General features: G+C 70.9%; 20 protein-coding genes. 10 read left to right on the top strand and 10 right to left on the bottom strand.

The features are described 5' to 3' along the window. Positions 1-147 precede the first annotated feature (147 nt). Complete coding sequence (locus tag BLQ76_RS16230) at positions 148-1,233, top strand: NAD(P)-dependent alcohol dehydrogenase (RefSeq protein ID WP_090675438.1); 1,086 nt, start codon at positions 148-150, stop codon at positions 1,231-1,233. A 21-nt stretch (positions 1,234-1,254) separates the two neighbouring features. Here BLQ76_RS16230 and BLQ76_RS16225 read toward each other — a convergent pair whose 3' ends face one another. The 3 genes from BLQ76_RS16225 to BLQ76_RS16215 all read right to left on the bottom strand — a co-directional run bounded on the left by BLQ76_RS16225 (position 1,255) and on the right by BLQ76_RS16215 (position 2,855). After that, the gene (locus BLQ76_RS16225) at positions 1,255-1,977 is read right to left on the bottom strand and encodes a phosphatase PAP2 family protein (protein WP_090675436.1); all 723 of its coding nucleotides are present in this window, start codon (positions 1,975-1,977) and stop codon (positions 1,255-1,257) included. Between the two features lie 88 nt (positions 1,978-2,065). Then, positions 2,066-2,482: a DUF305 domain-containing protein gene (locus BLQ76_RS16220; protein WP_210184184.1), complete on the bottom strand. Its 417-nt coding sequence runs from the start codon at positions 2,480-2,482 to the stop codon at positions 2,066-2,068. 79 nt (positions 2,483-2,561) lie between these two features. Then, positions 2,562-2,855, bottom strand: coding sequence for a hypothetical protein (locus tag BLQ76_RS16215; RefSeq protein WP_090675431.1), 294 nt, complete (start codon positions 2,853-2,855; stop codon positions 2,562-2,564). Positions 2,856-3,009: 154 nt separating this feature from the next. Here BLQ76_RS16215 and BLQ76_RS16210 point away from each other — a divergent pair, with 154 nt between their 5' ends. Beyond that, a complete protein-coding gene (locus BLQ76_RS16210; RefSeq protein WP_090675428.1) occupies positions 3,010-3,675 on the top strand; it encodes a sulfite oxidase-like oxidoreductase in 666 nt (221 codons plus the stop codon). A gap of 4 nt (positions 3,676-3,679) precedes the next feature. Here BLQ76_RS16210 and BLQ76_RS16205 read toward each other — a convergent pair whose 3' ends face one another. After that, positions 3,680-4,705: a D-alanyl-D-alanine carboxypeptidase family protein gene (locus tag BLQ76_RS16205; protein ID WP_244519685.1), complete on the bottom strand. Its 1,026-nt coding sequence runs from the start codon at positions 4,703-4,705 to the stop codon at positions 3,680-3,682. A gap of 167 nt (positions 4,706-4,872) precedes the next feature. Between BLQ76_RS16205 and BLQ76_RS16200 the strand changes: the two genes are divergently transcribed. Further along, positions 4,873-5,721, top strand: a complete 849-nt coding sequence (locus BLQ76_RS16200; protein WP_090675426.1) for an oxidoreductase — start codon at positions 4,873-4,875, stop codon at positions 5,719-5,721. A gap of 11 nt (positions 5,722-5,732) precedes the next feature. Here BLQ76_RS16200 and BLQ76_RS16195 read toward each other — a convergent pair whose 3' ends face one another. Together BLQ76_RS16195 and BLQ76_RS16190 are read right to left on the bottom strand one after the other, a co-directional pair. Beyond that, a complete protein-coding gene (locus BLQ76_RS16195; RefSeq protein ID WP_244519684.1) occupies positions 5,733-6,419 on the bottom strand; it encodes a cell wall hydrolase in 687 nt (228 codons plus the stop codon). Positions 6,420-6,515: 96 nt separating this feature from the next. Continuing rightward, positions 6,516-7,496, bottom strand: a complete 981-nt coding sequence (locus tag BLQ76_RS16190) for a malate dehydrogenase (RefSeq protein ID WP_090675423.1) — start codon at positions 7,494-7,496, stop codon at positions 6,516-6,518. 150 nt (positions 7,497-7,646) lie between these two features. Here BLQ76_RS16190 and BLQ76_RS16185 point away from each other — a divergent pair, with 150 nt between their 5' ends. The 4 genes from BLQ76_RS16185 (at position 7,647) to BLQ76_RS16170 (ending at position 12,754) form a co-directional block, all read left to right on the top strand. Further along, entirely contained in the window at positions 7,647-9,422 is a 1,776-nt protein-coding gene (locus BLQ76_RS16185; RefSeq protein WP_210184183.1) for a chloride channel protein, read from the top strand. A 91-nt stretch (positions 9,423-9,513) separates the two neighbouring features. Continuing rightward, entirely contained in the window at positions 9,514-11,013 is a 1,500-nt protein-coding gene (locus BLQ76_RS16180; RefSeq protein WP_090675421.1) for an ABC transporter substrate-binding protein, read from the top strand. Then, the gene (locus BLQ76_RS16175) at positions 11,010-11,939 is read left to right on the top strand and encodes an ABC transporter permease (protein ID WP_280140075.1); all 930 of its coding nucleotides are present in this window, start codon (positions 11,010-11,012) and stop codon (positions 11,937-11,939) included. The genes BLQ76_RS16180 and BLQ76_RS16175 overlap by 4 nt, the downstream gene beginning before the upstream one ends. After that, positions 11,936-12,754, top strand: a complete 819-nt coding sequence (locus tag BLQ76_RS16170) for an ABC transporter permease (RefSeq protein WP_244519683.1) — start codon at positions 11,936-11,938, stop codon at positions 12,752-12,754. The genes BLQ76_RS16175 and BLQ76_RS16170 overlap by 4 nt, the downstream gene beginning before the upstream one ends. On the opposite strand, the gene BLQ76_RS16165 is transcribed toward BLQ76_RS16170, so the two are convergent. Both BLQ76_RS16165 and BLQ76_RS21775 read right to left on the bottom strand, forming a co-directional pair. Further along, a complete protein-coding gene (locus BLQ76_RS16165; RefSeq protein ID WP_090675417.1) occupies positions 12,751-13,431 on the bottom strand; it encodes an endonuclease/exonuclease/phosphatase family protein in 681 nt (226 codons plus the stop codon). The genes BLQ76_RS16170 and BLQ76_RS16165 overlap by 4 nt on opposite strands. Before the next feature lie 10 nt (positions 13,432-13,441). Further along, complete coding sequence (locus BLQ76_RS21775; RefSeq protein ID WP_139184034.1) at positions 13,442-13,996, bottom strand: sugar transferase; 555 nt, start codon at positions 13,994-13,996, stop codon at positions 13,442-13,444. Positions 13,997-14,047: 51 nt separating this feature from the next. Here BLQ76_RS21775 and BLQ76_RS16160 point away from each other — a divergent pair, with 51 nt between their 5' ends. The 3 genes from BLQ76_RS16160 (at position 14,048) to hemA (ending at position 16,522) form a co-directional block, all read left to right on the top strand. Continuing rightward, positions 14,048-14,965 carry an NAD-dependent epimerase/dehydratase family protein gene (locus tag BLQ76_RS16160; protein WP_170842623.1) on the top strand — a complete coding sequence of 306 codons (918 nt, stop codon included), beginning with the start codon at positions 14,048-14,050 and terminating at the stop codon, positions 14,963-14,965. After that, positions 14,962-15,132, top strand: a complete 171-nt coding sequence (locus BLQ76_RS22170) for a hypothetical protein (RefSeq protein ID WP_170842622.1) — start codon at positions 14,962-14,964, stop codon at positions 15,130-15,132. The genes BLQ76_RS16160 and BLQ76_RS22170 overlap by 4 nt, the downstream gene beginning before the upstream one ends. A 109-nt stretch (positions 15,133-15,241) precedes the next feature. Next, positions 15,242-16,522: a 5-aminolevulinate synthase gene (gene hemA, locus BLQ76_RS16155; protein ID WP_170842632.1), complete on the top strand. Its 1,281-nt coding sequence runs from the start codon at positions 15,242-15,244 to the stop codon at positions 16,520-16,522. Positions 16,523-16,586: 64 nt separating this feature from the next. On the opposite strand, the gene BLQ76_RS16150 is transcribed toward hemA, so the two are convergent. Together BLQ76_RS16150 and BLQ76_RS16145 are read right to left on the bottom strand one after the other, a co-directional pair. Next, positions 16,587-17,693: an AbrB family transcriptional regulator gene (locus BLQ76_RS16150; protein ID WP_244519682.1), complete on the bottom strand. Its 1,107-nt coding sequence runs from the start codon at positions 17,691-17,693 to the stop codon at positions 16,587-16,589. Next, positions 17,690-18,859 carry a pyridoxal phosphate-dependent aminotransferase gene (locus BLQ76_RS16145; protein ID WP_090675413.1) on the bottom strand — a complete coding sequence of 390 codons (1,170 nt, stop codon included), beginning with the start codon at positions 18,857-18,859 and terminating at the stop codon, positions 17,690-17,692. The genes BLQ76_RS16150 and BLQ76_RS16145 overlap by 4 nt, the downstream gene beginning before the upstream one ends. Positions 18,860-18,896: the final 37 nt, after the last annotated feature.

The following is an 18,896-nucleotide window of genomic DNA, read 5'->3' as shown; positions in this document are numbered from 1 at the left end:
TGCCGGTGCCGGTTCCCGAAACCGGCCCGCCGCACAGGACCACGATTGCGGTGCCACGCCCCGACCTCGCCGGCTTCGCACTTGACGCGGCGCCGGGAAAGCGGTGGAGCGATGGTGAAGCGACATCGCATCAGGAGGAAGCGGGCCATGACATCGATCGAGGAGCTCAAGCGCACGACGACCCAGAGCGGCCGTGCCCTCGTCCTGGAGGAGAAGGACCGGCTGGCGCTGCGCGACTTCGTGCTGGACGAGCCGCTCGGCCCCAACGACGTGCGCATCGCGATCCATACGGTCGGCATCTGCGGCTCGGACGTCCACTACTTCACGCACGGCGCCATCGGCTCCTTCGTGGTCAAGGAGCCGATGATCCTCGGCCACGAGGCCAGCGGCATCGTGACCGAGACGGGTGCGGCGGTCACGACGCTGAAGGCCGGCGACCGGGTGTGCATGGAGCCCGGCATCCCGGATCCGAACGGGCGGGCGACGCGGCTCGGCCTCTACAATCTCGATCCGGCCGTGCGCTTCTGGGCGACGCCGCCGATCCACGGCGTCTTGCGCTCCTCCGTGGTTCACCCGGAGGCCTTCACGTTCAAGCTGCCGGACACGGTCAGCTTCGCCCAGGCCGCGATGGTGGAGCCGCTCGCCGTCGGCGTCCACGCGGCGACCAAGGCGCGCGGCGAGCCCGGCCATGTCGCGGTGGTGATCGGCGCGGGACCGATCGGCCTCGTGACCGTGCTGGCGGCGCTGGCGGCGGGAGCGGCGCATGTGATCGTCTCCGACGTCGACGACACGAAGCTGGAGATCGCCAAGACGCTTGGCTCGGTGACGGCGGTCAACGTCGGGCGCGAGGATCTCGGCGAGGCGGTGCGTCGCGAGACGGCGGGCTGGGGCGCCGACGTCGTCTACGAGTGCGCCGGTTCCGAACGGGCCATCGAGACGATCTTCGACCCGCTCTGCCCCGGCGGCACGGTGGTGTTCGTCGGCATGCCCATGAAGAAGCCGAGCTACGACGTGGTGGGCGCCATGGTGAAGGAAGCGCGCGTCGAGCACGTGTTCCGCTACGCGCACGTCTTCCCGCGTTGCATCGCGATGCTGGCGTCCGGCGCGATCGACCTGTCGCCGCTGATCACCCGCACGTTTTCCTTCGAGGAGAGCGTCGAGGCCTTCAAGCTCGCCGCCCAGGCCCCCAAGGGCGAGGTGAAGATGCAGATCCGGATGCCGATCGAGGCCTGACGGAAACTTCCAGCGGCGGCGTCAGCTCGACGGCTCGACGTCGCCCCTGTGCTGCAGCCAGCGCGCGACCGTCCAGCACAGGAGCGCCCAGGCCGAGCCGGCGCACCAGCCGGCCAGGACGTCGGTCGGGTAGTGGACGCCGAGGAAGATGCGGCTCGTGCCGATCAGGAGGGTCAGCGCGATCGCGACGCCCATCAGGTAGATGCGCGTCGTGAGCGCGGCCTGCGTGCGCGACAGGAGCGCGCCGAGCGTCAGGTAGGTCGCGGCCGACAGCATGGCGTGGCCGCTCGGGAAGCTCAGCGTGTGGACGTCCACGAGATGCGACACGACATCGGGACGCGGCCGGTCGAAGCCGAGCTTCAGAAGGCTCGAGACGAGTATCGCGCCGAGAACCGAGGCGAGCACGAGCAGCGCCGAGGACCATTTGCGAACCAGCGCCAGATAGGCCGCGACCGTGACCGTGATGAGCGTCAGGACGGTCATGCCGCCGAGCGCGGTGATATCGCGAAAGGCCAGTTCCACCCAGAGCGGGCCGATCGGGTCGGACGGATCGCCGGGCGTGCGGAACCACAGGAGGATCGCGTCGTCGAAGGCGTGCGTGTCGCCCTCCCCCACCTCTCCGGCGATCGCCAGGAACGCCCCGATCGCGCCGGAAGCCAGCAGGAGCACGACGAGGCCGCGGATCTCGAGGCGCTCGAAGATCGAACGCCAGATCGGGCGGGCGCTCCTTGGCAGTGTGGACATGGGGGGATTGTTCCAGGATGCGGAAGAACAAGTCTAGCCAGCTAGGGGAAGGACCGCCCCCGGCGAGGGGCGGTCCCGCGCAGGTTGCCTATTGCGGCGCGTGCTCGCGCAGCCAGCCCTCCAGAAGCGCGATCTCGCGCTCCTGCGAGGCGACGATCTCCTGCGAGAGCTTGACGAGGACGGGGTCGCGCTCGCCGCTAGCGAGATAGGCACGGGCCATCTCCACGGCGCTGCGGTGGTGCGGAATCATCATGCGGGCGTAGTCGACGCCGGCCTGGCCGGTCATGGGCATGGCTGCCATGGCCTCATCCATGCCGCGCATGGCGTCCATGTAGGCGGCCGAGGGCGAGCCGGGCGACATGGCCGCATGACCGGCGTGGGCCGCCGCCGCGGCACCCGGCTCTGCCGGCATGGCGTGGCCGGAATGGTCCTGCGCCCGCGCGGGCGGGGTGACGAACAGAAGCGCCGCGCACAGCATCGCGGCCGGTATCGAGCGATCGAACATAGGGAAATCCATAGCGTTCGCGCCTGTCGCCGGTTCGGCCGACGGCGCCATGGTCAGGAGAAGCGGAATTCGAAGGGGGTCAGGCCACGCGTGGCGGTGGAACCGGGACGGGCCGGCCCCATTGCGCCGGATCCTCGTCCGCGGGACGGGCGTAGCGGAAGGGGGCCGGAATCGGCCGGATCGCAGCCGGCGCGACGATCGGGATCGCCGGCGCGCAGTGAAAGGCGCAGCAGAGATCGGCGTGACGCGCACCGGACGTCGGCTCGTCGTGCCCGGCGCAATCAGCCATCGTCTGCGACAGCGGATGCGCCTCGCGCGGAACCGCCGCGACGGGGCTCGCGAGCGCGACCAGGCCCGCGAGCAGAAGCAGCATAGGCAGCCAAGCTCCCGGTCCCTGCCGTCGGTTCGTCGCGCGTCGTACCATCGGCCAGCACATCGGCCGTTTGCCGCGGTTTTCAAGAACGGACTGCGCTTGAGCGCTCCGCTGCGGCTGCCTACGTTCGGATCGTTTCGAGGAGACCTGAGCGATGAGCGACGACGCGAGCCCGACGCCCGACGATTCCAAGCTGACGCGCACCAAGGAAAGCTGGGCGCGCGAGGGCCGCTTCCTGACCGGACGCGTCGTGCGGCCCGAAGCCGAGCGCCTTCCGCCCGGTCAGCACCTCGTCCGGAACTGGCCCGTGCTGGATCTCGGCCTGACGCCCGGCGTCCCGACCGAGCGCTGGCGCCTCGACGTGAAGGGCGCGGTGGAGCGGCCGCAGAGTTGGGACTTCGCCACGTTTCGCGCGCAGAAGCAGACCAGCGAGACCACCGACATCCACTGCGTGACCACTTGGTCGCGCTACGACAACCGCTGGGACGGGCTGTCGACGCGCGACTTCCTGGACATCGTCCAGCCGCGCGCGGACGCGGCCTTCGTGATCCTGTCCTCCTACGACGGCTACACGACCAACCTCGCTCTGGAGGACTTCGCGGCCGAGAACGCCATCATCGCCCATTCCTGGGAAGGAGAACCGCTGACGCGCGAGCATGGCGGGCCGATCCGGCTCGTGGTGCCGCATCTCTACTTCTGGAAGAGCGCGAAGTGGCTGCGCGAGATCGAGTTCCGCACGCGCGACCAGCCGGGCTTCTGGGAGGTCCGGGGCTACCACAATCGCGGCGACCCCTTCGCGGAGGAACGCTACTCCGACTGATCCGCTACTCGTCGAGCCCGGGCATCCCGAAGTCGCCTGGCAGCGTGGCGGGAGCGGCCGGCGCAAGGGCAACCGGCACGGCGGGCGCCACGCGCGCGGGCGCCGCCATCACGACCGGCGCCGCAGCCGCCGGCGCGCTGCCGCCGGCGGGGCCGAGATAGGTATCGATCAGGTCCTCGACGCGTGCGTCGCGCGAGCGACCGCTCGCGCCCCCGATCACCACCACGATCACGCCGCGCCCGCCGCGCCGGGCGCTGGCGACGAGGTTGAAGCCCGACGCGTTGACGTAGCCCGTCTTCATGCCGTCGACGCCGGGAACGCGCCCGAGCAGCTTGTTGGTCGAGGCGTAGTGCCGGCCGTTGTACTCGAACCCCTCGGTCATGAAGAGCCCGCGCATGCCGGGGAAGCGCTTGCGGATGGTGAGGCCGAGTACCGCGAGGTCGCGCGCGGTCGAGATCTGGCGCTCGTCCGGCAGGCCGGACGCGTTGGCGAAGTTGGTGCGCGTCATGCCGAGCTGGCGCGCCTTGGCATTCATCTGGAGCGCGAAGCGCTCCTCGGTGCCGCCGAGGTTTTCGGCCACCACGCTTGCGACGTCGTTGGACGACTTCACCGCCAGAGCGGGAAGCGCGTCGCGCACGCGGATCGTGGAGCCCGGACGAAGGCCGAGCTTGGAGGGCGGACGCGCTGCGGCCCGCGCCGAAACGGCGAGCGGCGTGTCCAGGGTCACCTTGCCCGCATCCATCGCCTCGAACAGGAGAAGCAGCGTCATCAGCTTCGTGGTCGAGGCGGGATGGCGCAGGCCGTCGGCGTCGTCGGCAAAGAGGACGCGGCCCGTATCCTGGTCGATCACGATGGCCGAGGGCGTGCGGCTCGAGGGTACCTCGCTGGTCGCGGTCAGTGCCGGGGCCTTGGACGGCGGCACGAGACCGGCCGCCAGGTCCACGCGCGACAGGTCGGCGGTCTGGCAGGCGGCGAGCGAGACGAGGATCGGCAGCGCCAGAAGCGCACGAAGGCAGGAGATGCGAGGCACGGCGGTCAGGAACCCGAAGCGAGGAAGGTCATGCGCCCCGGGGCGCGGATCGTAAGGGAACCCCTGGCACGGGGGCGTGGAGGTTCCAGATAGCGGGCGACGCGTCGGCGGCTCCGTGTCGCGGGCCGCCCCACTCCCCTTCGTTTCCAGCCACCCAAGGAGGCCCCATGGCCGACAACACCGCACCCGTCTGGTTCATCACCGGCTGCTCCACCGGCTTCGGCCTCGAGCTCGCGCGCCTGGTTCTTGGTCGCGGCTGGCGCGCGGTAGTCACGGCGCGCGACAAGGCGCGCCTGGCCGATCTCGTCGCGCTCGCGCCCGAGCGGGCGCTGGCGGTCACGCTCGACGTCACGAAACAGGCGGAGATCGACGCCGCCGTGAAGGACGCCCTCGACCGGTTCGGCCGCATCGACGTGCTCGTCAACAACGCGGGCTACGGCTACCAGGCCTCGATCGAGGAGGGCGACGAGAACGAGATCCGCCAGCAGTTCGACGCCAACGTCTTCGGCCTCTTCGCCATGACACGCGCCGTCTTGCCCGCGATGCGCGAGCAGCGCAGCGGCCACGTCCTCAACATCACCTCGCAGGCCGGCTTCATCGGCTATCCCGGCTCGGGCTACTACGCCGCCACCAAGCACGCGGTGGAGGGCTTCTCGGACGCGCTCGCGGTGGAGGGCAAGCCGCTCGGCATCAAGGTGACCTGCGTCGAGCCCGGCCCCTTCCGCACCGACTGGGCGGGCCGCTCGCTGCGCCAGACGCCGAACCGCATCGAGGCCTATGCCGAGACCGCCGGCGCGCGGCTCAAGGGCACGTCCGACATCAGCGGCAAGCAGCCGGGCGATCCGGTTCGCGCCGGCGAGGCGATGATCCGCGCGACCGAGATGGCCGAGGCCCCGCGCCACCTGGTGCTGGGCAAGCCCGCCTTCGAGGGGATCACGCAGCGCCTGCGCGAGCGGCTGACGCAGATCGAGAACCTGCGCGACGTCTCGCTCTCGGCGGACTTCCCGGACGCGTGAGCGACGCACCGTCAGCCGCCGTTCATGCGGATCAGGTCCTCGATCGACATCGTGTCGAGGGTTTGTCCGGTGGCGCGCGGCGGCGGTCCCTCCGCGGCGATCTGGCGAGCCGCGCGGCGCAGGGCGACGCCCTGAGCAGTCGCGGGAGCGGCCGGCGCGGAGACCACGGCGACCTGGCGCGCGGCCGGCTGGTAGGGCAGCCGCCCTTCGCGTTCGGCCGCCTCGCGCGCGGCGACGGCGGCCTGCGTCGAGGTCGCGTTGCGACGCTTCTCGTAGAAGGCGTTGCCGCCTTGGATCGTGACGTAGTGCATGTTGGTATAGGGGTAGGAATAGCCGGCGGTGTGGAAGAACATCGCCTTGGCGACGCGCGGATGGCGCTCGCCCTTGAGAACCCGGCCCGCGGTGCGCATGGCGAGGTCCCGGCCCTTGGCCATGGGCTTCGACAGGACGCCCGGTGCGAACTGGTTCTTCTGCCCGACCACGCCGCAGACGCTTTCGGGGTACTTGCCGGACTGCAGGCGGTTCATGACCACGGTGCCGACCGCCAGCATGCCCTCCTCGCTGGAGCGGTTGCTCTCGAAATACATCGCGCGGGCCAGGCATTCCTGCGAGCTCATGCGCTGGACGCGCGCGCAACCGCTTGCCAGGGCGGCCAGCGCCACGAGCAGGAGAAAGACGGGAATGCGGCTCGTCGGCATCAGGCAACTCGGAACGCGACTGTGACCCGAGTTTCGCCGCGGAGGCTTAAAAGAGGGTTTCGGGGGCGCCTGCGCGCCCCCGCCCCGCGATCACGTTCAGAGCAGCGCCGAGACGGCGTCGCGCTCTTCCACGAGCTCGGCCACGGTGCGGTCCAGCATCTGCTGCTGGAACGCGTTGATCTCCAGGCCCTGCACGCGCTCGTAGGAGCCGTTCGCGCAGATCACCGGAACGCCGCACATCAGGCCTTCCGGGATGCCGTAGGAACCGTCCGACGAGATGCCCATCGACACCCAGTCGCCGTCGGAGCCCTTGATCCAGTCGCGCATGTGGTCGATCGCGGCGTTGGCCGCCGAGGCGGCCGACGAGGCGCCGCGCGCCTCGATGATCGCCGCGCCGCGCTTGCCCACGGTCGGGATCAGCGTGTCCCTGTACCAGGTCTCGTCGCCGATCACGTCGGGCAGCGGCTTGCCGGCGGCCGTGGCGTTGCGCCAGTCGGCGAACATGGTGGGCGAGTGGTTGCCCCAGACCACGAGCTTGCGGATCTCGTCGACCCCCACGCCGCCGCGCTGCGCGAACTGGGTCAGCGCGCGGTTGTGGTCGAGCCGCAGCATGGCGGTGATGTTCTCGGTCGGGAAGCCCGGCGCGTTGGCCGCCAGGATCATCGCGTTGGTGTTGGCCGGGTTGCCGACCACGATCACCTTGGCGTCGCGCTTGGCCGCAGCGTCGAGAGCGCGTCCCTGCGTGCGGAAGATCTCGGCGTTGGCGTTCAGGAGATCGCGGCGCTCCATGCCGGCGGTGCGCGGACGCGAGCCCACGAAGAAGCCGGCGTCGATGTCGCGGAACGCATCCGCCGGATCGTCCGTGATCACGACGTCGCGCAGGAGCGGGAAGGCGCAGTCCTCGAGCTCCATCACCACGCCCCGCACGGCCTTCTGCGCCTGGGGCAGGTCGAGCAGCTGCAGGATGACCGGCGTGTCCTTGCCGTAGACGTCGCCGTTGGCGATGCGGAACAGGAGGGAGTAGCAGATCTGTCCGGCCGCGCCGGTTACCGCAATGCGCTTGGGCTCAACTGTCATGGTACGACCTTTCCTGCCATGCCGGAGGGAGGCTCCGGCCTCGAGTCGTCCGCGCTCTAACGCGATCCGTGCCCCCATGCCAGTTGAACTTCGCCCCTGCCCCCGTTCAAATCGATCCAATAACGGCGCCTCGCGGCCGGGCCGGCGCCGTTGAGCGCCTCGGACACGCTGCGCCGCCGCGTTCGCCGCCTGCGCGAGACGGGATGGCGCGAGACGCTGCGTCGCCTGTTTCGCCGCTCCGAGGTCTGGTTCGTTCTTCTGGCGGCGCTCGTGGGCGGGGCGAGCGGCGTGCTCACCGTTCTGATCAGCCGCCTTGCCTACGCGATCCAGGTACTCCTGTTTCAGCTGCCTCAGCCCGAGCGGCTCAGCGCGCAGCCGTCGCTGGAGCCCTGGCAGCTCGCCATCCTGCCGCTCGGGGGCCTCGCGCTCGGCCTGTTCGGCCTCCTCGTCAGGGCCCGCCGCCGCGCGCTGGTGGACGCGGTCGAGGCCAACGCGCTGCACGGCGGACGCATGTCGGGGCGCGACAGCCTCGTGATCACCGGCCAGACCGTGATCTCCAACGGCTTCGGCGCCTCGGTCGGCCTCGAGGCGGCCTATGCGCAGATGGGCGGCGCGGCGGCGTCGCTCGGCGGCCGCCTCTTCGCGCTGCGTCGCGCCGACTTCCGAACGCTGACCGGCGCGGGAGCGGGTGCGGGCATCGCGGCGGCCTTCGGCGCCCCGCTGGTGGGCGCCTTCTACGCCTTCGAGATCGTGATCGGCGCCTACACGCCGGCCGCGATCGCACCCGTGGTGGCCGCGTCGCTGACGGGAGCGCTGGCCGCCGAGGCGCTCGGCGCGAAGGGCTACGTGCTTCACGTCACAGAGGCGGCGGCGCTGGATACGGCGAGCTATCTCGCCTATGCGGGCTTGGGCGTGGCGGCGGCGCTGTTCGGCATCGCGCTGATGCGCCTGGTGGCGCTTCTGGAAGCGCACACCCGGCCCGCGTGGCTGCCGCGCTGGCTGCGCCCGGCCGTGGGCGGCCTCCTGCTTGTGCCGATCGCCTTTCTGTCGCCTCAGACGCTCTCGGCCGGCCACGGCGCCATGCACCTCGACATCGCGGCGGGTGCCGGCATCGGGCTGGTGGCGGCGGTGTTCCTTCTCAAGTCGCTCGCTTCGGTGGTCTCGCTCGGCTTCGGCTTTCGCGGCGGCCTGTTCTTCGCCTCGCTGTTTCTGGGAACGCTGCTCGGCCATCTCTTTGCGGCCGGCCTTGCGGGATTGGCCGGTCGGCCGCTGCTGGATGGCGGGGATGCGGCGGTGGTGGGCATGGCGGCGCTCGCGGTGTCGGTAATCGGCGGGCCGATGACCATGGCGATGCTGGTGCTCGAGACGACGCAGGACTTCGCGCTGGTGGGCGCCGTGCTCGCCGCCTCGCTGGTCGCCTCGCTGATCGTTCGCGAGGTCTTCGGCTACTCCTTCTCCACGTGGCGCCTTCACCTGCGTGGCGAGACCGTCAAGAGTGCGCGCGACGTCGGCTGGGTCCGAACGCTCACGGCCGGCCGGATGATGCGGCGCGACGCCCGGACCATTCCTGAGACCGCGACGATCGCCGAGTTCCGGCGTCGCTTTCCGCTCGGTTCGGTCGGCCGCGTCGTGCTTCTGGACGAGGCGGGCCATTATGCCGGCATCGTCCAGACCGCGGGTGCCTTTGCCGAGGGACTGGAGGCCGAGAGCCCGGTCGGAACCCTGATGGGCACCCACGATGCGGTGCTGGAGCCGGGCGACGACATCCAGACCACGATGCACGTCTTCGACGAGACCGGCGCCGACGAGGTCGTCGTGCTCGCCCCGGACGGTTCGGTGCTGGGCGTCCTGTCCGAAAGCCACGCGCGCAAGCGCTATGCCGAGGAGCTGGAGAAGGCGCAGCGCGACCTCTTCGGCGAGCGCTAGCCGCCTCATCTCGACACGACGCCGCTTCTGTGCTGCCTGTGCGCCGATGCGGCCACCCGGGCCGTCCGTTCGTATCCAAGGGGACCCCGTCATGGCCCTCCTTCCTCGCTGGCGCCTGGCTCTCGCGGCGTTGGTTCTCGCGCTGCCGAGCAGCCTTCCCGCCGGTGCGCAGACGCCGCGCGACGACATTCGCATCGCGATGTCGATCGAACCGGCGGGCCTCGACCCGACCGCGGCCGCGCCCGCCGCGATCGGCCAGATCGTCTGGCAGAACGTCTTCCAAGGCCTGACGCGAATCGACGAGAACGGGCAGATCCTGCCCCAGCTCGCGACCGACTGGACCGTGTCCGACGAGGGGCGCACCGTCAGCTTCACGCTGCGCGAAGGCGTGCGCTTCAGCAACGGCGTCGCCTTCGACGCCTCCACCGCCCGGTTCTCGATCGACCGGGCGCGCGGCGACGGCTCCACCAATCCGCAGAAGCAGTTCTTCACGAAGATCCAGGCGGTCGAGACGCCCGATCCCCGAACGCTGGTGCTGCGCCTTTCCGAGCCGTCCGGCGACCTCCTCACCCATCTCGGCTGGCCGGCGGCCGTCATGGTGGAACCCTCCAGCGCAGAGACCAACCGCTCCGCGCCGGTCGGCACCGGCCCCTATCGCCTGGCCGAGTGGCGGCCGGGCGACCGTCTGCGCCTGGAGCGCATCGAGACCTACTGGGGCCCGGCGCCGGCGTTGCGCGAGGCGGAGTTCCGCTTCATCAGCGACCCGCAGGCCCAGGCGGCGGCGCTGCGCTCGGGTGCCGTCGACGCCATTCCCGAGTTCGGCGCGCCCGAGCTCGTCGAGGACCTTCGGCGCGAGGAGCGGCTGGCGGTCGTGATCGGCGACACGGAGCTCAAGGTCGTCGCCGGCATGAACGAGCGGCGCAAGCCCTTCGACGACACCCGCGTGCGACGCGCCCTGATGATGGCGGTAGACCGCGCGGCCGTGATCGAGGGGGCGTGGGCGGGCTTCGGCACCCCGATCGGCAGCCACTACACGCCCAACGACCCGGGCTATGTCGATCTCGCGAACCACGTTCCCTACGATCCGCAGGCGGCCAAGCGGCTTCTGGCCGAGGCGGGCTACCCGAACGGTTTCGAGACCACGATCCGCACACCGCAGATGGCCTACGCCACCCGTTCCGCCGAGGTGCTGCAGGCGCTTCTCGCCGAGATCGGCGTCACGCTGCGCATCGTGCCGACGGAGTTTCCCGCGGTCTGGGTCGACCAGGTCCTCAAGGGCCACGACTTCGACATGACCATCGTCGCCCATGCCGAACCGCTCGACATCGGGATCTACGCACGCCCCGACTATTATTTCGGCTATCGAAACCCGCGCTTCGACGAGACGCTGGCCCAGGCCGAGCGCACGCTGGACGAGGAGGACCGGCTGGCCCTCTACGGAGACGCGCAGCGCATTCTCGCCGACGACCTGCCCGCCCTCTACCTCTTCGTCATGCCCAAGCTCGGCATCTGGGACAAGCGCCTCACCGGCTTGTGGAGCGACGAGCCGATCCCCGCCAACGACCTGACGGCGGTCCGCTGGCAGCCGTGAAGGGCGCCGCCGGCGTCCTCCTGATGCTGGTGGGCGCCTCGCTCATCATTTTCCTGGCCGCGAACGCCCTGCCGGGCGACCCGGCCGCCGTGATGCTGGGAACGGCGGCTCGGCCCGACACGCTGGCGGCCCTTCGCCTCGAACTCGGCCTCGACCGCCCCATCCTCCTGCGCTGGCTCGAATGGCTGGGCGATGCGCTGCGGGGCGATCTCGGACGTTCGCTGACCTACGGCACGCCGGTCTCAGTGCTGGTCGGGGCACGCCTCGCGCTGACCCTGCCGCTCGCGTTCCTCGGCTTTCTGCTCGCCGCCGCGATCGGGCTTGGGCTCGGTCTCCTGTCGGCCCGGCGGCCGGGCGGCTGGCTCGACCGATTGACGACGATCGCCACGCAGGCGGGAACCGCGGTGCCGGCCTTCGTGGTCGGGCTCTGTCTCGTGCTTCTGGCGAGCCGCAGCACCGCCTGGCCCACCGGTGGCTTTCCCGGATGGCAGGACGGGTTTCTCCCCGCGCTGCAGAGCCTGGCGCTGCCAACGCTCGCGCTGGCGCTGCCTCAGGGCATGGTGCTGGCGCGCGTGGCGCGCGCCGCGCTGATGGATGTCGGGTCCGAGGACTATATGCGCACCGCCCGCGCCAAGGGCCTGTCGCGCGGCCAGGCGCTGCGTCGCCACGCCCTGCCCAACAGCCTGGTGGCGGTTGCCACGGTCATGGGCCTGCAGTTCTCGTTCCTGGTGGGCGGCGCGGTGCTGGTGGAAACGGTCTTCGCCTTGCCCGGCCTCGGGCAGCTTGCCGTGCAGTCGCTTCAGAACCGCGACCTCGTCACGCTCCAGGCGGTCGCGCTGCTTCTGGTCGCGACCGTGATCGGCGTGAACGCGCTGGTGGATTTCGCGCTCGGCCGGCTCGACCCGCGATGGGGCGAGCGGCCATGAGGGAACGGACGCCGCCGCGTCTTCTCGTGGGCGGCATGCTTCTCGCACTGGTCGCGGGGCTGGCCCTCGTGGCGGCGTGGTGGACGCCGGTCGCGGAGCCGCTGCGCCTGCGCATGCGCGCGCGCCTTCTCGCGCCCGGTTCCGAAGCCTGGTTCGGGACCGACGCACTGGGGCGCGATACCTTCTCGCTCCTGATGCTCGGCGCCGGCCAGACGCTCGTCGTGGCCGTGGTCTCGGTTCTGATCGGCGCGGCCCTCGGCACCGCGATCGGCCTTCTGGCCGCTCTGCGCGGCGGACGGCTCGAGCGGGCGCTGATGCGGGCGATGGATCTTCTGTTCGCCTTTCCCCCGGTGCTGTCGGCCTTGATGCTCGGGGCCGCGCTCGGAGCCGGACGAACCAGTGCGATCGCCGCCATCGCGCTCTTCACGCTGCCGGTCTTCGCCCGCGTCGCGCGCAACGGGGCGCGGCGCGTCCTGGCGCAGGACTTCGTGCGCGCCGCCCGCGCGCTGGGCGTGCCCGGCGCGGGCATCGTGCGGCGCCACGTCCTGCCCGCGATCGGCGGCGAGGTCGCGGTGCAGGCCTCGATCCAGATGGGGCTGGCGGTGATCACCGAGGCCGGGCTGTCGTTTATCGGCGTCGGCCCGCCGCCGCCCGCACCCTCCTGGGGCCGGATGCTGGCGGATGCGCAGACCTATCTCGGCCCGGCGCCCTGGCTGCTCGCCGCGCCGGCCGGTGCGATCGCGCTGCTCGTTCTCGGCTTCAACCTCGCGGGCGACGGCCTGCGCGACCTTCTGGACCCGCGGCGCGCGCGCTAGAACTCCAGGTCGACGACAAGACCCAGATGGTCCGACGCCGGTGCGGTGGCGGGCGCCGTCCGTGCCCCGACGATGCGCGCACCGCCACCCGCATAAGCTCGGTCGAGCGGCACGAGCGGTCGCTGCGCGGGCCAGGACGCGAGCGCCGCGCGCGCCGAGAGGACGGCGCGCAGTCGCCGGTCGACGCCGCCCTTCGGGTTCCACTCGTTGAAGTCGCCGAGCGCGATCGTCGGGCCGGACCCGACCAGGCCTGCCACGGCCTCCGCCTGCCGCCGCCGCGCCTGGGGGCGCAGGCCGAAATGCGTGGCGAGAACGTGGAGCGGGCCTCGCGGCGTCTCGACCCGGGCCCGGATCACTCCGCGCGGCTCGTTGCCAGGTCCCGGCAGGAGCACGACCTCGCCGCTCAGCGGGTATCGGCTCCAGAGCATGTGGCCATACGCAGTCTCGCCTTCGCCGAACAGGCGGGCCTCCAGGACGAAGCCGCCGAGCCCTGCGGTGAGCCGCTCGAAGGCCTTCGGCAAGCGGCCCAGACGGGTTCGGCCATCGACCTCCTGCAGGGCCGCGACATCCGCGTCGATCTCGCGGATGACGCGCAGGGACCGCTCGGGATCGGGCCGCCGCCCTTCTCCGATGAAGCCGTGGAGGTTCCAGGTCAGACAGCGAAGCGGGCGGGGCATGGACGTCTCGTCAGCTGGCGACACGGTCGCCCTGCCCTCCGCCCGCGACGGTGCGCAGGATCAGCGCGAGATCGCCCAGGAACGAGCGCGAGGCGCCGTAGCGTGCATCGATCTCGGCCAGGCGCACGGGATCGCGCATGTCGATGCCCTGAACCTGCGCCAGACCCGTGATGCCGGGGCGCAGCGCAAGGACGCCGCGACGGCGTCGCTCCTCGATCAGCTCGCGCTGGATCAACAGGCAGGGACGCGGACCGACGAAGCTCATCTCGCCCTTCAAGACGTTCCAGAGCTGGGGCAACTCGTCGAGCTTCCAGCGCCGCAGGCGGGCGCCGAGCGCGGTGACGGCCGAGGCCGGCGTGTCGTGCGAGGCGGCCGAGACCGTGTCGATCCGCATGGTTCGCAGCTTCAGGCACGTGAACGGCACGCCGTTGCGCCCGACCCTCTCCTGCCGGAACAGACCCGGTCCCGCGCTGTCGCGCCGGACGAGAACGGCGAGGAGCACGATCAGCCAGCCGAGGACCACGAGCCCGCCGAGACTTGCCACGATGTCGAAGAGGCGCTTCATGGCGCTTCGATTGCCGGAGAACCCGGCCGGAAACAAGGACCGTTTCCCCGCTTGCGCATTCTCCTGACCGGCTCCCGCGGATTCATCGGCCGCCATCTTCTTCCCTTCCTGCAAGCGCGCGGCCACGAGGTCGTGCCGCTCCTGCGCGGCCATGGCGCGGCACCAGACGATCTGCGCGCCGTCCGGGACTGGACCGGCTGGCCGGACGGCATCGAGGCGGTGGCGCATCTGGCCGCTCTCAACCCGGCGCGCGGCGCGCGCGAGGCGCTCGACGACGCGGCTCTGATGGCGGCCAACGCGCAGGGAACGCGGGCGCTCGCGAGCCGCGCGGCGGGCGTGGGCGCACGCGTGGTCGTCGTGGCGTCGACCGGCCTCGTCCATGGCCTCGGCGAAGCGCCGGTCACGGAAGCGGAGCGCATCGCTCCGCAGAACCTTTACGCCGCCTCAAAGCTCGCGGCCGAGGCCGAGTTGGCGCAATCGCTCGAGGGTGGCTCAACGCGCGGTGTCGCCCTGCGCCTGCCGCCGGTCTTCGGTCCCGGCGGGCGTGGCGCGATCGCCCAGCTGCGGCGGCTGACACGCCTGCCCGTGCCCGTGCCCGTTCCCGACGGGGGGCGGCGCAGCGTCCTGTGGCTTGGCGATGCCCTAGAGGCGTTTGCGCGCGCGCTGGAGGGTGCGCCGACGGGCGGTCCCTATCTCGTGGCCGCCGACGAGGCGCCGACCTTGCGTGATATGGCAGGCGCCATGCGCGGCGGCGCCCCACTTGCGTTGCCGAGCGCCCTGCCCCGACTGGCCGCCCGGCTTCTGGGACGCGGCGAGACCTGGCGGCGCGTCGAGGGCAGTCTTGTGTTCCACGACGCACGGTTTCGCCGCGAAACCAACTGGCGTCCCACGACAAGCGCGCTGGAGGCGCTCGGATGGGAGGACCACCGCATGATCCGCGAACTCGAACGCATCGGAGCCAGGCCATGAGCGACCACGCGCCCAAGGATCCCGCCAAGCTGCAGCGGCAGAAGCGGCTGGAGGAGCAGCTGCGCGAGAACCTCAAGCGGCGCAAGGCACAGGCCAAGGCTAGGCGCGATTCTGGCGAGGCACCGGACGGGGGCGAGGAAATGGCCGCCGACAACGGTGAGCCATGACACGAACGCATGCGTGATCCATGCGGCGAAGCGGCCCTAGGACCGTCTGTCCAGGTGGACTCAAGGAGCCGGGAAGCCTAGAACGCTTCTCATGAAGGAGTCCCGCATGATCGACTACCATTCGCACTTCGAAGCGGCGATCGAAGCTATTCATGCCGAGAAGCGCTACCGCGTCTTCGCCGATCTCGAGCGCATCGCAGGCCGCTTTCCGGCTGCCCTCTGGCGGCACGAGGGCAAGAGCCGCGAGATCACGGTCTGGTGCTCCAACGACTATCTCGGCATGGGCCAGCACCCGAGCGTCATCGACGCGATGACCACGACCGCGCAGGGTCTGGGCTCGGGCGCGGGCGGCACGCGCAACATCTCGGGCACCAGCCACCCGCTGGTGGAGCTCGAGCGCGAGCTCGCCGAGCTGCACGGCAAGGAGGCGGCCCTCGTCTTCACCTCGGGCTTCGTGTCGAACGAGGCGTCGATCTCGACCATCGCCAAGCTCCTGCCCGACTGCCTGATCCTGTCGGACGAGCTGAACCATGCCTCGATGATCGAGGGCGTGCGCCGCTCCGGCGTGCGCAAGCAGGTCTTCCGTCACAACGACCTACAGCACCTCGAGGAGTTGCTGGCCGCCGCGGATCCGGGCCGGCCCAAGCTGATCGTCTTCGAGAGCGTCTACTCGATGGACGGCGACGTCGCGCCGATCTCCGCGATCTGCGACCTCGCCGACCGCTACAACGCGATGACCTATATCGACGAGGTCCATGCGGTCGGGATGTACGGCGCGCATGGCGGCGGCATCACGGAGCGCGACGGCGTCGCGCATCGTCTCGACGTGATCGAGGGAACGCTGGCCAAGGCCTTCGGCGTGCTGGGTGGCTATATCGCGGGCTCGCGCGCCGTGATCGACGCGGTGCGCTCCTACGCGCCGGGCTTCATCTTCACCACCGCCCTCCCGCCCGCGCTCGCGGCGGCCGCGACGGCTTCGATCCGCCACCTCAAGGCCTCGGGCGCCGAGCGCGCCGGACAGCAGCGTCAGGCCGGCGCGGTGAAGCAGCTCCTGGCCGAGGCCGACCTGCCGGTGATGCCGTCCGACACGCATATCGTGCCGGTTCTGGTGGGCGACCCGGACCTGTGCAAGCGGGCGAGCGACCGGCTGCTCGAGGTGCACGGCATCTACATCCAGCCGATCAACTACCCGACCGTGCCGCGCGGCACGGAGCGACTGCGCATCACGCCGACCCCGCTTCACGACGACGCGCTGGTGGCGCATCTGCGCGAGGCGCTGCGCGAGACCTGGTCGGCGCTCGGCATTCCCTTCGCCTCCGAGCGCGGCGAGGCGAGCGAGCGAGCGCCCGAGCGGATGCCGGCGCTTCTGGTGGCGCAGGCCGGCGGCTGAGACTCACGAAAACGAACTGACCGATCGAGGGGCCGGGCGAGCGATAACCCGGCCCCTCGTCGTTTCACGTGCGGTCGGCCGGATCCTCGGTGTCGCGCGCGGCGGCGTCGCCGGCCACCTCGGCCTGCCGCGACGGGAGACGCCGCGCCAGAAGCGGCACGGCCAGCGCCAGCGCCACGAAGCGCACGACGTGGTGCGCGGCGACATAGGCCGGGTCGAGATCGAACTGAAAGGCTAGAACCGTCAGCGCCTCCAGGGCGCCGGGTGCGTAGGCCAGCGCGATCTTGCCGAAATCGATGCCGAGCGCGACGAGCGCGACAAGCCCGGCCAGTCCCGACAGGACGACGCCGATCACGAAGGCGCCGAGCGAGGCCGGCAGCAACGGCAGCATCGAGGCTCGATCCTCGGGGCGCAGGCGTCCGCCGATCACGCAACCGAGGATCACCAGCGCGGGGATGGCGATCTCGTTGGGTATCGCGACCGCCGCGATCTGCGAGCCGTGCATGAGCGCACTGCCGAGCATGGCGCCGAGGATGAGGCCGCCCGGCACCTTGGTCGCGACGCCGGCCGCGGCCAGCGCCAGGCAGATGCCGACAAGGAGAAGGTACTGCCACCAGGCACCGATCGCGCCGCCTCGCAATCCTTGCGCGACCACGTCGCCGCCCTCCAGCCATCCCAGGAGAGGCGTCAGCGCGCCGATCAGGAGAAGAAGCCGCATGGACTGAACCACCACGATGCGGGTCATGTCGGCGCGCGTCTGCGAGGCGGCGGCGAGCACGAACGATAAGGCGCCCGGCATGGCGGCGAAGAGCGCCGTCTCGCGATCCCAGCCGAAGACGTGCTGGAGAAAGGCGCGGGTCGCGATCACGACCAGAACGACGCCCCCCATCTGGATCGCGAAGGACAAGGGCCACAACGCGAGCTGACCCAGCACCTCCGGCGTCACGCCGGATCCCGCCTGGATGCCGAGAACAAAGAAGACGAGGTCGCGCAACCGGTTCGGCAGATGAACGCGCAGGCCCGACAGACCCGCCACGGCCACGGCCAGGGTCGAGCCCAGAAGCCAGCTCACCGGCAGATCGAGAAGCGTCGCGAGCGCGCCGCCCGCGGAGCCGACGAGGAGGGTCAGTCCGAGGCGCGCGGCGCTGCCCTGCGCCGCGGCGACGCTCACGTGGCGCGTCCGATCCAGCGAACGAGCCGGTCGGCGGCCTCCTCCACCTCGTCGAGGCGACGATGGAAGCAGGCCCGCAGGTAGTTCTCAGTGGTCGGTCCGAAGGCGGCGCCGGGAGCAAGGCCCACATTCGCCTCGTCGGCGATGCGCAGCGCGGCCGTCATTCCGTCCTCGATCCCGTCGATCGCGAAGAAGGCGTAGAACGCGCCCTCGGGCTTGACGAGGCGCACGCGGTTGGTGGCCAGCAGCGCGTCGCAGAAGAGGTCCCGCGCCGCGCCCGCCCGCTCGACCTGGGACGCGACAAAGGATTCGCCCTCCCGGATCGCGGCCACGGCCCCGCGCTGCATGAAGGCGGCAACCCCGGAGTTGGAATACTGCACGAGGTTCTCGACGACGTCGCCGAAGGCGGCCGGCGCCTCGATCCAGCCGACCCGCCAGCCCGTCATCGCCCAGTTCTTGGAGAAGGAGTTGACGAAGATCACGGGATCGTCGTCCCGCATCTCGTCGTGGAACGAGGGCGCGCGCGTGCCGGCGTAGAAGAAGCGGCTGTAGATCTCGTCGGCGATCACGAACACGCCCCGCTCGCGCGCGAGGTCCAGCACCGCGCGGATCGTCTGCGCATCCGCCGTCCAGCCGGTCGGGTTGTTGGGCGTGTTCAGGAAGATCGCACGCGTGCGCGGGGTGATCGCCGCCGCGAGCTGAACGAGATCGAGCCGCCAGGCGCCGTCGCGGATCTCGAGAGGCACTTCGACGGGCCGCGCGCCCGCCAGCCCGGCGGCGGCCGCGAAGTTCGGCCAGAGCGGAGCGACGAAGACGATCTCGTCGCCCGTCCCGGCCAGCGCTGCGATCACGGTCTGGATGGCGTGCATGCCCGAACCCGTCACGAAGATGCGCTCGGGCGCGGTCGGACGGTCGTAGAGCCGCGCGACGTAGTCCGCGAGCGCCTCGCGCAGGTCCGGGATGCCGCGCTGCCAGGTGTAGAAGGTCTCGCCCGCCTGCAGGCTCTGCGCGGCGGCATCCGCGATGAAGGCGGGGGTCGGCAGGTCCCCTTCGCCCGCCCACAGTGGGATCAGTCCCTCACGGCCGCGCGCATGGTTGATCACCCGGACGATGCCGCTCTCGGGTGCGGCGAGAGCGGCGGGGCGCAGGCGTTGAAGAAGGCTCATGGGCATCCGGAAGGGCAATGCGGGCAGGACGCCGGCC

This window comes from Aureimonas jatrophae (assembly GCF_900104035.1).
Taxonomy (GTDB): domain Bacteria; phylum Pseudomonadota; class Alphaproteobacteria; order Rhizobiales; family Rhizobiaceae; genus Aureimonas; species Aureimonas jatrophae.
This window is presented reverse-complemented; position numbering and strand designations above follow the sequence as displayed.

Excerpts from the sequence above, each read along its gene's own strand:
- BLQ76_RS16145 (WP_090675413.1), bottom strand. The coding sequence starts at position 18,859 with ATGAGCCTTCTTCAACGCCTGCGCCCCGCCGCTCTCGCCGCACCCGAG.
- BLQ76_RS16220 (WP_210184184.1), bottom strand. The coding sequence starts at position 2,482 with ATGTTCGATCGCTCGATACCGGCCGCGATGCTGTGCGCGGCGCTTCTG.
- BLQ76_RS16230 (WP_090675438.1), top strand. The coding sequence starts at position 148 with ATGACATCGATCGAGGAGCTCAAGCGCACGACGACCCAGAGCGGCCGT.
- BLQ76_RS16210 (WP_090675428.1), top strand. The coding sequence starts at position 3,010 with ATGAGCGACGACGCGAGCCCGACGCCCGACGATTCCAAGCTGACGCGC.
- BLQ76_RS21775 (WP_139184034.1), bottom strand. The coding sequence starts at position 13,996 with ATGAAGCGCCTCTTCGACATCGTGGCAAGTCTCGGCGGGCTCGTGGTC.
- BLQ76_RS16195 (WP_244519684.1), bottom strand. The coding sequence starts at position 6,419 with ATGCCGACGAGCCGCATTCCCGTCTTTCTCCTGCTCGTGGCGCTGGCC.
- BLQ76_RS16165 (WP_090675417.1), bottom strand. The coding sequence starts at position 13,431 with ATGCCCCGCCCGCTTCGCTGTCTGACCTGGAACCTCCACGGCTTCATC.
- BLQ76_RS16190 (WP_090675423.1), bottom strand. The coding sequence starts at position 7,496 with ATGACAGTTGAGCCCAAGCGCATTGCGGTAACCGGCGCGGCCGGACAG.
- BLQ76_RS16180 (WP_090675421.1), top strand. The coding sequence starts at position 9,514 with ATGGCCCTCCTTCCTCGCTGGCGCCTGGCTCTCGCGGCGTTGGTTCTC.
- BLQ76_RS16200 (WP_090675426.1), top strand. The coding sequence starts at position 4,873 with ATGGCCGACAACACCGCACCCGTCTGGTTCATCACCGGCTGCTCCACC.
- BLQ76_RS16215 (WP_090675431.1), bottom strand. The coding sequence starts at position 2,855 with ATGCTGCTTCTGCTCGCGGGCCTGGTCGCGCTCGCGAGCCCCGTCGCG.
- BLQ76_RS22170 (WP_170842622.1), top strand. The coding sequence starts at position 14,962 with ATGAGCGACCACGCGCCCAAGGATCCCGCCAAGCTGCAGCGGCAGAAG.
- BLQ76_RS16225 (WP_090675436.1), bottom strand. The coding sequence starts at position 1,977 with ATGTCCACACTGCCAAGGAGCGCCCGCCCGATCTGGCGTTCGATCTTC.
- BLQ76_RS16170 (WP_244519683.1), top strand. The coding sequence starts at position 11,936 with ATGAGGGAACGGACGCCGCCGCGTCTTCTCGTGGGCGGCATGCTTCTC.